The organism is Lentzea sp. NPDC005914 (assembly GCF_040629405.1).
GTDB lineage: Bacteria > Actinomycetota > Actinomycetes > Mycobacteriales > Pseudonocardiaceae > Lentzea.
Genome location: NZ_JBEXVQ010000002.1, coordinates 22,534 through 34,104 on the forward strand (window position 1 = coordinate 22,534; position 11,571 = coordinate 34,104).

Sequence of the window (11,571 nt, forward strand, 5' to 3'; positions counted from 1 at the left end):
GATGCTGCCGTGGCGTTCGTTGCAACAGTTCTTGAACCAGTAAAAAGGCGGAGGGGCCCGGTGCACGTGCACCGGGCCCCTCCGCTTGCTAGCCGCCGCCTGTGTTGCCACCCCTTGTAGGTGGCTTCGCACCTGTACCGGTCGGGTCAGGATCGCCTGACGGCGGGCAGGTGAGGTTCGGGATGCACGGATCCGTCGTCTTCGTCGGCTTGGTGCCGGTCGGCTTTTCCGGCTCCGACGTGCCGGTCGGCTTGTCCGGCGGCGGCTGGCTGGACGACGGCGGGACCGACTTCGACGGCGGGTTGTACTGGTTGAGCGGCTTGGCCTTCGGGAACCGCTCCATCTGGGAGCCGGCCAGCGCCTTGTTCATGAACGCCTGCCAGATCTTGCCCGGCACACCGGAACCGAAGATGTTGGTACCGGCCTTGTCGCGGATGGGCAGGTTGCCCTCGTTACGGCCGACCCACACCGCGGCCGAGATGGATGGCGTATAGCCGACCATCCACGCCTTCGAGTTGAGACCTGCACCCTGGCCTGCGCTCTCGGCCAGTTCGTGCGTACCGGTCTTGCCAGCGCACTCACGGCCGCCTGCGCACGGGATGTTGGAGCTCTTGGGGATCTCCTTCAGCACGTCCGTGACGTTGTCGGCGATGTCCTGGCTCTTCGTCTGGTCCGGGTCGAACGCCGAGAGCGGCTTGTCCACGTGCTGGTAGAGCACGCCGCCGTCCGGACCGGTGATCTTCAAGATGAAGAACGGCGGGCGGTAGACGCCGCGCGCGGCGAACGTCGCGTACGCCGACGCCATGTCGAACGGACGGACGACCGCCTGGTCGCCACCCAGCGCGATACCGCCGTTCGGGGTGCCGCCGTCCTCACCGACCAGCAGCTTCTTCGGGCCGTTGCCGACGTTGACCTCGTCGGGAATGCCCGCCTCGTGCGCGGCCTTGACGGTCGGCCTGACGCCGACGTCGTTCACGACCATGTCGTAGAACACGGTGTTCAACGACTTGATCATCGCCGTGCGGACCGGGCACTCCTTGCCACACGAGTTGTCGTTGCCGGAGTTCCTGATCGGTGTCGAGACGCCGGGGAACTTGCGGGGCGACGAGCCGTCGTAGGTGGTGCCGAGGCCCCTGCCGTTCTGCAGAGCCGCGACCAGGTCGAACGGCTTGAACGACGAGCCGGGTTCCTGCAGCGTGCCCTTCGCGTAGTCGAAGGAGCCTCTGCCGTCTCTACCGCCCCAGTAGGCGCGTACGGCACCCGATGTCGGGTCGATGGCCGTCAGCGACGTCTTCAACGCCTCCGGCTGCGCGCCCTTGATCATGATCTCGTCCACGGCCTGCTCGGCCGCGTCCTGCATCTTCGGGTCGATCGTCGTCTGGATGGTGACGCCGGTCTTCTGCGCCTGCTCGAACGACACACCGGTCTGCTCGGCCTCGAGGGCCTCCTGGACCTGGTCGACGATCAGGCCGCGCGGGCCCTCCAACGACTTCGGCTGCGTCTCGGCGAACGCCAGCGGCTGCGGCCACTGCTGGCTGTCGTGGTAGGCCTGGTCGATCCAGTTCTTCTGGAGCATCTGGTCCATGACGTACTTCCACTGCTTCTGGGAGTACTCCTTGTCCTCGGACCAGGACGGCGTCTGGATCATGGCCGCGATCAGCGCCGCCTCGGAAGGAGTGAGGTCCTTCATCTCCTTCTTGTAGTAGACCTGCGCCGCGGCCTTGAAGCCGTTCGCGCCACGACCGAAGTACACCGTGTTGAGGTACGCGGTGAGGATCGTGTTGTGGTCCGACTCGTTGCTCATCTTGAAGGCCTTGACGACCTCGGTGAACTTACGGGTCAGCGTGGGCGCCTCGTTGCCGGTCGCCTTCTTGATGTACTGCTGCGTCAGACCGGAACCACCACCGGAACCGCTGGTGACCTGGAACCACGCCGCGCGCAGGATGCCCTTGGCGTCGAAGCCGGGGTTGTCGTAGAAGTCCGCGTCCTCGGCCGCCAGCACCGCGTGCTTGACGGTGTCGGGGATCTCCTCGTACGTCAGCATCGTCCGGTTCTCACCGGGCGAGGTGATCTTGGTCATCTCCTGGCCGTCGGCGTACTGCAGCGTGATCGTCTTGTTCTGGGAGGCCGCGATCTCCTCCGGCCTGGGCCACGCGACGAGCGGGTACGCCACCGCGACCGCGATCACGGGACCGAGGATCATCAGGCCGAGCGCGACGAACGCACCGATGCGGACGCGCTTCCAGATCTTCTTCTTGCGCAGACGGCGCTCCTCCTCTTCGGTGAGCTCCGGCTCGTCGTCGTAGTACTCGTCATCCTCGTCGTCGACACCACCCGCGAGCAGGAACTCGTCCTCGGGCTCGCGGTGGGTCAGCAGGTCGGGTTCGCGCTGCGTCGGCCGGTTGACCGGCGGCAGCTGCGTGGTCCGGTCCTCGCCGGGGTTGCGCGGGGGGACGCCGGGACGGCCGGGGCCGCCTTGAGGCCCACCCGGACCACTGGGACGACGGCCACCGGGAGGCGGGCCCATCGGCACACCGCCGGGAGGCGTCGGCGGACGACCGCCGGGACCGCCAGGTCCACCGGGGCCACCCTGCGGTACGCCGGGACCCGGCGGACGGCCTGGACCGCCCTGAGGCCCACCCGGCGCGCCCTGAGGACCGCCTGGTCCGATCGGGCGGCGTGGGGGCTGTTGCTGTGGGAAACCACCGGGTGGCGTGCCACCCTGGGGAGGGCGTGCGAAACCACCGGGTGGTGTGCCCGGTCGTGGCTGATTCGGGACATCGCGCCTCGCGCCGCCGCCGTCCGGGTCGTCCCCGGTCGGCCACTGCGGCTCGCCTCCGCGCTGCCGGTCATCATGCTGGTCGTTCACGTGAAAAGGCCTCCCAGACCGGCGTGCTCAGCACGCGGTTCGGTGGTCGTACTTCATTCGGAGCAGTGTCACCTGTGGGTCATTCCGCCGCAGTCCTCCTGCGTGGCTTTTCCAGCCCACGCTTCCCCAGGACGTATGACTGCACCAGGTGGTTCCAACTGCACGTGCGACAAACTTCAACGACGTACACGGTGAACTCGTCGAAGAGGGTTGCCATCTTGACGAGTTCTTCAGGTGTCCGCGCCGAGCCGGTCGCGTGCTTGAGCTCGTCACCGTAGACCCAAGACACGTTCGTAAGGGGTTCCTTGCGGCATACGGGGCATGGCACTTGGGTCGCCGTACCGTGGAACTTCGCAGCTCGCAGCAGGTACGGGGACGCGTCGCAGACCTCCATGGTGCCCGTCCGGCCGGCGTAGACCTCCGCCAGCAGCGCACGCCGCTGCAGCGAGTAGTCCACCACCTGCCGTTGGGTCAACACGTGACCAGAGTACGTGCCGACCGCTTGGCGATGATGGGCCGTTCAGGGCAGCGGGCTCCGGCGCGATATGACGGTGTGCCACATCCCACATGAAGAGGGGTCACCGATGTATCGCAGCGATATAATCACCTCACCTATCGGTGCAGGTGCGAGGAGGTGACTCGTGTTCGAGTTCGCGCTGCTCGGCCTGCTGCACGAGGCGCCCATGCACGGCTACGAGCTGCGCAAGCGCTTGCATGACCTGCTCGGAGCGTTTCGCGCGTTCTCCTACGGATCGCTGTACCCAACACTGCGGCGACTCCAACGTGCGGGCCTGATCGTGGAGGAGGGGCCGGAGGAACCGGCTCTTTCTTGGGGACGTCGGGCGCGCAAGGTCTACAAGCTGACGCCGGAAGGCAAGGAGCGGTTCGCCGACCTCCTGGCCAACGCGGGTCCGCAGACCTGGGACGACGACTCGTTCGGAGTCCACCTGGCGTTCTTCTCGCGCACGCCGGCCGACGTCAGGATGCGCATCCTGGAAGGTCGCCGGCGGTGTGTCGAAGAACGCAGGGAGGGGCTTCGCGAGCGGCTCACGCGCACGGGCGAGCAGATCGACCGCTACACCCGTGAGCTGCACAGCCAAGGCCTGGAAAGCACGGAGCGCGAGGTGCGGTGGCTCAACGAGCTCATCGCGCACGAGAAGTCCGAGCAGGACGAGTAGTACTCACCGTTGATCAAGGAGGACTCGGCAATGGGCGGAAACCGCCGCACCGTTCGAGTGGCCATCGTCGGGGTTGGCAACTGCGCGGCGTCGCTGGTGCAGGGCGTTCACTACTACGCGGACGCCGATCCGAGCACCCGCGTGCCCGGCCTGATGCACGTGCAGTTCGGTGACTACCACGTGCGCGACGTCGAGTTCGTGGCCGCGTTCGACGTGGACGCCAAGAAGGTCGGTGTCGACCTCGCCGAGGCGATCTTGGCCAGCGAGAACAACACGATCAAGATCGCGGACGTGCCGCCGCTGGGCGTCGTCGTGCAGCGCGGGCACACCTTCGACGGTCTCGGCCGGTTCTACCGGGAGACGATCGAGGAGTCCGACTTCGAGCCGGTCGACGTCGTTCAGGCTCTTCGTGACGCCGAGGTCGACGTGCTCGTCTCGTACCTGCCGGTGGGGTCGGAAGAGGCGGACCGCTTCTACGCCCAGTGCGCCATCGACGCCGGTGTGGCGTTCGTCAACGCGCTGCCGGTCTTCATCGCGTCGGACCCGGAGTGGGCGGAGAAGTTCCGCGCGGCCGGTGTGCCGATCGTCGGTGACGACATCAAGTCCCAGGTCGGCGCCACCATCACGCACCGCGTGCTGGCGAAGCTCTTCGAGGACCGGGGCGTCCAGCTCGACCGCACCATGCAGCTGAACGTGGGCGGCAACATGGACTTCCTGAACATGAAGGAGATGGAGCGCCTGGAGTCCAAGAAGGTCTCCAAGACGCAGTCCGTCACGTCGCAGCTGTCCCGCGACATCGGCAAGGACAACGTCCACATCGGCCCGTCGGACTACGTCGCGTGGCTCGACGACCGCAAGTGGGCTTACGTCAGGCTCGAAGGCCGCGCGTTCGGTGACGTGCCGCTGAACCTGGAGTACAAGCTGGAGGTCTGGGACTCCCCGAACTCCGCGGGCATCATCATCGACGCGGTCCGCGCGGCGAAGATCGCCCTGGACCGGGGCATCGGCGGCCCGATCCTCTCGGCGTCGTCGTACTTCATGAAGTCCCCGCCCGTGCAGTACTCGGACCCCGAGGCCCACGAGGCCGTCGAGGCCTTCATCCGCGGCGAGGTGTGACGTGAGGGGCCGCCCTTCGCGGGCGGCCCCTTCGTTTTAACGCTTCGAGAGCCGCAGCTTCTGCCAGCTGCCGTCGGCGGTCCACCCGCCGTCGACGGGCAGCGCGACACCGTTGATGTACCGGGCGTTGTCACTCGCGAGGAACCTGACGGCCTGCGCGATGTCGTCCGGCGCCGCGAACCTGTTCATGGGCACGTGGTTCGTGATGTCCTCGTCGACGTAGTAGCCGCCGGCCTGCGACTCGACGTCCATCTCGGTCTTGACCCAGCCGGGGCACACGGCGTTGACCCTGATCCCCCTCCCGCCCCACTCGACGGCGAGCGTGCGCGTCAGCCCGATCAGCCCGTGCTTGGTCGTGTTGTACGCCGCCCGGTCCGCCACGCCCTGCAGCCCGGCTACGCTCGCGATGTTGATGACGCTGCCGCTGCCTTGAGCGAGCATGATCTTGCCCAGCGCCTGGGTGAGCAGGAACGGCCCGGTCAGGTTGACCGCCATGATCTTTTCCCACTGCTCGAGTGTGGTGTCCTCGAACGGCACGATGCCGGCGATCCCCGCGTTGTTGACCAGCACGTCCACCCGGCCGTGAGTGCTGGTCACGTGGTCGGTGAGCCGTTGGACGTCCGCGGCGCTCGCGACGTTGCCGACGATCCCGTCCTTGCTCTCCTGCAGGTCGAACCCGACGACGGCGAACCCGTCCTCGCGCAGCACGTCCGCGATCCGCAGCCCCATGCCCTGCGCCGTGCCGGTGACCACAGCAACTCGTTGCGTCATGGGCGCCACGCTAGGCAGCGGCACTCGCCAGCGATAGCACCCGTAGCGGCCTGCACGCCTGAGCCCAACTCCTGCTGGCGCTGGCCGGGACTGGTCCCCGGCCTGCCGTCCCACCCTGGGTTCCTCTTCGTGAAAGGAGGAACCGATGAAGGTCTACGGAGCGCTGCTGGCCGTGCTGCTCATCGTGGCGGGCGCGTACTCGATCGGCAGTGCCGGCACGCCTGACGGCAACCGCGGCTGGAACGTCGCGGGCTTCGAGTGGAACAGTCATTACCAACCGGTGAACTGACCGGCGCGTCCCACCGAGGAGCGGCCGGTCATCGCTAGCGTCGGCGGGGTGCGCACGCCACTGGTCGCTCTCCCCGGTCTGGTCCTCGCCGCCTTCGGCCTGTCCCATCCGCACTATCTCGGCGCGGAGACCGCGCAGTGGTGGCGGGACATGCACGTCATTCTGGCGGTGGTCTTCCCGCTTCTCGGTGCGGCGCAATGGGTTCTGCTCGACGACTCCCCGAAGTACGTCCGCTACCCGGCCAGGGTGCTCTCGTTCGGCTTCGTCGTCTTCTACGGCGCGCTGGACGCGTTGGCGGGCATCGGCGGCGGCGCCATGACGTTGGCGAACGGTGGCCGCTCGCCCGCCGACGAGCCGTTGTTCAAGATCGGCAACCAGCTCGGAACTGTTGGCGCGTGGTGCTTCTTCGCTGCCAGCATCGCGATCGCGGTGTGCGCGTTGCTCAAGCACAGGCTCAAGGCGATCCCAGGAGCTGCCTTCCTGCTGGTCGGCAGCTTCCTGTTCCTCGACAGCCACATCTACTGGCCGAAGGGCGTCATCGCGTGCACCTGCATCGCGGTCGGCATGGCCGCGATCAGCTTCGTCAGCCCACGCCCGGTGCGATAGCCGTGTAGCCGCCGTCGACCGCCAGCACAGCCCCGGTCACGAAGGACGCCCGGTCCGACAGCAGCCACAGCGCGGCTTCCGCCACTTCGACGGGGTCTGCCAAGCGCTTCAACGCGTTCCACGTGGCCGCGCGCTCGCGTTCGCCGGGGATCGACAGCCACGGGCCGGTCTGCGGAGTGTCGATCACACCAGGATTCACGGCGTTGACGCGGATCCCTGCCCTGCCGTACTCGGCGGCGGCGGTCTTGGTCAGTCCGATCACGCCGTGCTTCGCGGCCGAGTACGCGGACGCGAAAGCGGTGCCGTAGAACGCGGCTGTGCTGGCGTTGTTGACGATCGCGCCGCCACCGGTCATGGCCCGGATCTCGTGCCGCATGCACTGGGCCACACCGGTGAGGTTCACGGCCAGGGTCGAGTCCCAGGCGGTGCTGTCGGTGAGGACCACGCCGTCAGGGCCGACGCCCGCGTTGTTGAAGGCCACGTCGAGGCGCCCGAACCGTTGCACCGCAACGGAAACGGCTCGCTCGCAGTCCGCGTCGACCGCCACGTCGGCGACGACCGCGACCCCGCCGATCTCCTCGGCCAGCGCCTGGATCTTGTCCTCGGACCTGGCGGCGAGCACCACCGAAGCCCCCTCGGCCGCGAACAAGCGAGCGGCGGCCGCACCGATTCCCGTTGAAGCGCCCGTGATGAGGGCGACTTTGTCCCGCAGCAGCATGTGCGGACGCTATGCCAGTGCTCCCGGCAACTGAGCGATAGAAGACAGAACCGTCACTTTCGACAACACTTCCGGAGCAGGCGGGAAGTGCGGGTTCGGCACGGCGAGCACGGTCATCCCCGCGGCCAGGGCGGCGCGCAGCCCGTTCGTGGAGTCCTCGACGGCGTAACAGGCATCAGCCGGAACGCCTAGTCGTGACGCCGCCAGCAGGTAGACGTCAGGAGACGGCTTGCCCGCGGCGCACTCCTCCGACGACACCGCGACGGGCACCGGCAGCCCGGTCACGTCGAGGAACACCTTGATCAGCACGGCCGGAGCCGAAGAAGCGATCGCCACGGGGAACCGCGAGGCCACCTCACGAACGGTCTCCACCGCACCGGGAATCACCGGCAGGTGGTCCGCGTACGCCTTCTCCATCGCGGCGATCACGCCGGCGGACGCTTCGGCCGCGGTCAGCTTCACCCCGACCTCGGACACCAGGTACCAGCCCCACTCGGGCGTCGACATCCCCTGCATGGCCCGAGTCGCCTCAGGTGTCCACACCCCACCGTGACGCGCCGCGAAGTCCTGGCGCACCTCGTCCCACACCTGCTCGGAGTCGATCAGCACGCCGTCGAGGTCGAAGATCACCGCTTCCACACCGCGAACCGTACCTTGTGGCGCATCATACTTCGCCATGCTAACTAAAATCGGTTAGGCTGGCTAAGTGAATTTCAAGGCTCAACCCAAGCAGGTGTGGATCACGGCGTTCGCCGCGGTCATCGCCTTCATGGGGATCAGGCTCGTGGACCCGATCCTGTTGTCCATCGCGGAGGGTCTGCACGCGACACCGTCGCAGGTCACCCTCCTCTTCTCCTCCTACCTCGGCGTCCAGGTCGTGGCGATGCTCTTCACGGGTGCCGCGACGGCGCGGTTCGGGGCCAAGCGCACGCTCGTCGGCGGGCTCGCGCTGATCGTCATCGCCACGCTGGCGTGCTCGGCGGCGGGGAGCATCGGCCAGCTCGTGGGACTGCGGGCCGTCTGGGGGCTCGGCAACGCGTTCTTCATCGCGACCGCGCTCAGCGTCATCGTCGGCGCCGCCAGCGGCGGGCAGAAGGCCGCGATCCTGCTCTACGAGGCCGCGCTCGGTCTCGGCCTGAGCGTCGGACCGCTGCTCGGCGCGTTGCTCGGCAGCATCTCGTGGCGCGGGCCGTTCCTCGGCACCGCGGTCCTGATGGCCGTCGCGTTGATCCTTTGTGCAACGTTCCTGGCCAGGGACTCGTACCAGGAACGTCCGAAGATCAGCCTGCTCGACCCGCTGAAGGCCCTGAAGAACCCCGTTCTGCTGCGCACCTCGATCGGTGCCGCGCTCTACACGGCCGCGTTCTTCACCGTTCTCGCCTGGTCGCCGTTCGTCCTGCAGTGGGGTGCCGTCGAGATCGGACTGATCTTCTTCGGCTGGGGCGTGTGCGTCGCGGTCTCCAGCGTGTTCCTCGCGCCGCGACTCGCCGACCGGATCGGCGAGAAGCACGCGATCATCGGATCGGTGCTCGCGTTCGCCGTGCTCATGCTCGTGATGGCGGTTCCGAACAAGCCGTTGCTGGTGGTCGCCGTGATCGTCAGCGGCCTGGTCTCCGGTCTGCTGAACACGCTGTTCACCGGCACCGCGATGAGCGTCAGCGACGCGCCGCGGCCGGTCGCGAGCGCCGGGTACAACTTCCTGCGGTGGCTCGGCGGAGCGCTGGCGGCGACGTTCGTGAGCCACCTCGCGCAACCGTTCGTCGTGGCGGCGGTCCTCTGCGCGGTCGCGGCCGTGCTGCTGACGTTCAACCGCACCGACACCCGCGAGGTACCGACGGAAGTCGTGATTGCGAGCGAGCAGCTAGTGGGTTAACAAAGGCTGAACTACGGTCGGTTGCGGTTCCCGCACCGACCGTAGGAGGCCACCACATGATCCCTCTGCCGCTCGTCAACCACCGCATCGGCAGAGCAGCGGTGACATGCGAGTACCGCTGTGGGGACGCGTGCTTCCACGACGTCCCGAACACGTCGGACAACCCCTACTTCGGCGACCTGATCAGCCGTCGCACCGCGCTGAAGGCCGGTGCCGTGGTCGCCGCAGCCGCGACGGTCGCACTGCCCGCTACCGCCGCCGCCGAGCCCGAGGCCCAGAGCCACCGTCCGCCGAAGGGGCTCGACTTCAAGCCCGTCGAGGTCAACACCAAGGACGAGGTAGTCATCCCCGAGGGGTACGAACAGGGGGTCGTGATCCGCTGGGGCGACCCGCTCTTCCCCGGTGTCCCCGAGTTCGACTTCAACAACCAGACCGCGGCCAAGCAGGAGAAGCAGTTCGGATTCAACTGCGACTTCGCCGCGATCCTGCCGCTGGACCCGTTGGAACTGACCGGGATCATGGTCACCAACCACGAGTACACCAGCGAGCCGTTCATGTTCAGCGGCTACAACGCCGCGAACCCCACCGAGGAACAGGTGAAGATCGCCTGGGCCGCGCACGGCCTCTCGGTGTTCATGATCAAACGGTCGCTGTTCTCCGGCCACTACCGGCCGAGGTTCAGCAGGTACAACCGCCGTATCACGCTGAACACGGCGTTCGAGGTGCGTGGCCCGGCGGCGGGCAGCGACCTGCTGAAGACGTCCGTGGACCCGACCGGCAAGAAGGTCTTCGGCACGATCAACAACTGCTCCGGCGGCGTCACGCCGTGGGGCACGATCCTGTCCGGCGAGGAGAACTTCAACCAGTACTTCGCCAACGCCGCCGGCCGCAACGACCCGAGGCTGACCCGCTACGGGGTCACCGGCACCGCGACCACGCGCAAGTGGGAGCGCTTCGACAAGCGCTGGGACCTCGCGCAGGAACCCAACGAGGTCAACAGGTTCGGCTGGATCATCGAGCTCGACCCCAACGACCCGGACTCGACGCCGGTCAAGCACACGCACCTCGGCCGGTTCAAGCACGAGACCGCGAACATCCGGGTCGCCGAGGACGGCAGGATCGTCGCGTACTCCGGTGACGACGAGCGGTTCGAGTACATCTACAAGTTCATCTCGAACGGCAAGATGAAGCACGGCAACAGCAAGGCCGCCCGTCGCCACAACATGACGCTGCTCGACGACGGCACGCTCTACGTCGCGCGCTTCAAGGGCGACAGCCCGGCTTCGGAGATCGACGGCACCGGAAAGCTGCCGTCCGACGGGAAGTTCGACGGCAGCGGCGAGTGGATCCCGCTGGCCGCGGGCAAGAAGTCCTTCGTGCCCGGTATGACCGCCGAAGAGGTGTACGTCTTCACGCGCATCGCGGCGGACAAGGTCGGTGCGACCAAGATGGACCGTCCCGAGGACATCCAGTGCCACCCGCGCACCGGAGTCGTCTACTGCGCGCTCACCAACAACGTCGAGCGCGGCGTGACCGCGGGCAAGGAAGGCCCGACCGAGCCGAACCCGCGGATCAACAACCGCCACGGCCAGGTGCTGGAGCTCACCGAACGCCGTGGTGACGCGCTCGCGCTGACGTTCGGCTGGGACCTGTTCCTGGTCTGCGGCTTCCCGGACGACCCCGGCACGTACTTCGGCGGCTACGACAAGTCCCAGGTCAGTCCGATCTCCAGCCCGGACAACGTGGCGTTCGACCGGCACGGCAACCTGTGGATCTCCACGGACGCCGACGGCAAGCTCGACGGGCTGAACGACGGTCTCTACGGCGTGCCGCTGGAAGGCCCGGAACGCGGGCATCTCAAGCTGTTCCTCACGGTGCCGCGCGGTGGTGAGACGTGCGGTCCGGTGATCGGCGAGCGGGTGATCACCGTGTGCGTCCAGCACCCCGGCGAGGTGGACGGCGCGAGTGCCGACAAGCCCGCCTCCAACTGGCCGGACCGGGGTACTTCGCGGCCGCGTCCGTCGGTCGTCGCGGTGTGGCGCAAGGGCCGTCGTCAGCTGGGTGAAATCGGTTGATCACCCTGCGTGCCGCAGTCGTTCGGGTGTAGTACGAGTTCGCCTGCCGTTCATCTTCTGGACGGCAGGCGATCTC

The 11,571-nt window shown here is 67.4% G+C and carries 11 protein-coding genes; 6 read left to right on the forward strand and 5 right to left on the reverse strand.

Annotated features, from left to right (window positions below; translation table 11 throughout):
- Nucleotides 1-88: 88 nt before the first annotated feature.
- Both ABZ345_RS02865 and ABZ345_RS02870 read right to left on the reverse strand, forming a co-directional pair.
- Nucleotides 89-2,527, reverse strand: coding sequence for a transglycosylase domain-containing protein (locus tag ABZ345_RS02865; protein WP_359842296.1), 2,439 nt, complete (start codon nt 2,525-2,527; stop codon nt 89-91).
- A gap of 421 nt (nt 2,528-2,948) precedes the next feature.
- On the reverse strand, nt 2,949-3,347 hold the full coding sequence (locus ABZ345_RS02870) for a DUF5318 domain-containing protein (protein WP_359842298.1): 399 nt from the start codon (nt 3,345-3,347) through the stop codon (nt 2,949-2,951).
- 163 nt (nt 3,348-3,510) lie between these two features.
- On the opposite strand from ABZ345_RS02870, the gene ABZ345_RS02875 reads away from it, so the two are divergent.
- Together ABZ345_RS02875 and ABZ345_RS02880 are read left to right on the forward strand one after the other, a co-directional pair.
- A complete protein-coding gene (locus tag ABZ345_RS02875; RefSeq protein ID WP_359842300.1) occupies nt 3,511-4,047 on the forward strand; it encodes a PadR family transcriptional regulator in 537 nt (178 codons plus the stop codon).
- 30 nt (nt 4,048-4,077) lie between these two features.
- On the forward strand, nt 4,078-5,163 hold the full coding sequence (locus tag ABZ345_RS02880) for an inositol-3-phosphate synthase (protein ID WP_359842302.1): 1,086 nt from the start codon (nt 4,078-4,080) through the stop codon (nt 5,161-5,163).
- Between the two features lie 36 nt (nt 5,164-5,199).
- Here the strand turns inward: ABZ345_RS02880 and ABZ345_RS02885 are convergent, their stop codons facing one another.
- On the reverse strand, nt 5,200-5,934 hold the full coding sequence (locus tag ABZ345_RS02885; protein WP_359842304.1) for an SDR family oxidoreductase: 735 nt from the start codon (nt 5,932-5,934) through the stop codon (nt 5,200-5,202).
- 145 nt (nt 5,935-6,079) lie between these two features.
- Here ABZ345_RS02885 and ABZ345_RS02890 point away from each other — a divergent pair, with 145 nt between their 5' ends.
- Both ABZ345_RS02890 and ABZ345_RS02895 read left to right on the forward strand, forming a co-directional pair.
- On the forward strand, nt 6,080-6,223 hold the full coding sequence (locus ABZ345_RS02890) for a hypothetical protein (RefSeq protein WP_359842306.1): 144 nt from the start codon (nt 6,080-6,082) through the stop codon (nt 6,221-6,223).
- A 48-nt stretch (nt 6,224-6,271) separates the two neighbouring features.
- Complete coding sequence (locus ABZ345_RS02895) at nt 6,272-6,829, forward strand: hypothetical protein (RefSeq protein WP_359842308.1); 558 nt, start codon at nt 6,272-6,274, stop codon at nt 6,827-6,829.
- Here ABZ345_RS02895 and ABZ345_RS02900 read toward each other — a convergent pair.
- The gene (locus tag ABZ345_RS02900) at nt 6,807-7,547 is read right to left on the reverse strand and encodes an SDR family NAD(P)-dependent oxidoreductase (protein ID WP_359842310.1); all 741 of its coding nucleotides are present in this window, start codon (nt 7,545-7,547) and stop codon (nt 6,807-6,809) included. The genes ABZ345_RS02895 and ABZ345_RS02900 overlap by 23 nt on opposite strands.
- Before the next feature lie 9 nt (nt 7,548-7,556).
- Complete coding sequence (locus tag ABZ345_RS02905) at nt 7,557-8,186, reverse strand: HAD family phosphatase (protein WP_359842311.1); 630 nt, start codon at nt 8,184-8,186, stop codon at nt 7,557-7,559.
- Nucleotides 8,187-8,253: 67 nt separating this feature from the next.
- On the opposite strand from ABZ345_RS02905, the gene ABZ345_RS02910 reads away from it, so the two are divergent.
- Entirely contained in the window at nt 8,254-9,420 is a 1,167-nt protein-coding gene (locus tag ABZ345_RS02910; RefSeq protein WP_359842313.1) for an MFS transporter, read from the forward strand.
- 56 nt (nt 9,421-9,476) lie between these two features.
- Nucleotides 9,477-11,495, forward strand: a complete 2,019-nt coding sequence (locus ABZ345_RS02915; protein ID WP_359842315.1) for a PhoX family phosphatase — start codon at nt 9,477-9,479, stop codon at nt 11,493-11,495.
- Nucleotides 11,496-11,571: the final 76 nt, after the last annotated feature.

What these genes read in the sequence shown, in the direction of transcription:
- ABZ345_RS02885 (WP_359842304.1), bottom strand. Translation starts at nt 5,934, where the DNA reads ATGACGCAACGAGTTGCTGTGGTCACCGGCACGGCGCAGGGCATGGGG.
- ABZ345_RS02890 (WP_359842306.1), top strand. Translation starts at nt 6,080, where the DNA reads ATGAAGGTCTACGGAGCGCTGCTGGCCGTGCTGCTCATCGTGGCGGGC.
- ABZ345_RS02915 (WP_359842315.1), top strand. Translation starts at nt 9,477, where the DNA reads ATGATCCCTCTGCCGCTCGTCAACCACCGCATCGGCAGAGCAGCGGTG.
- ABZ345_RS02880 (WP_359842302.1), top strand. Translation starts at nt 4,078, where the DNA reads ATGGGCGGAAACCGCCGCACCGTTCGAGTGGCCATCGTCGGGGTTGGC.
- ABZ345_RS02865 (WP_359842296.1), bottom strand. Translation starts at nt 2,527, where the DNA reads ATGGGCCCGCCTCCCGGTGGCCGTCGTCCCAGTGGTCCGGGTGGGCCT.
- ABZ345_RS02900 (WP_359842310.1), bottom strand. Translation starts at nt 7,547, where the DNA reads ATGCTGCTGCGGGACAAAGTCGCCCTCATCACGGGCGCTTCAACGGGA.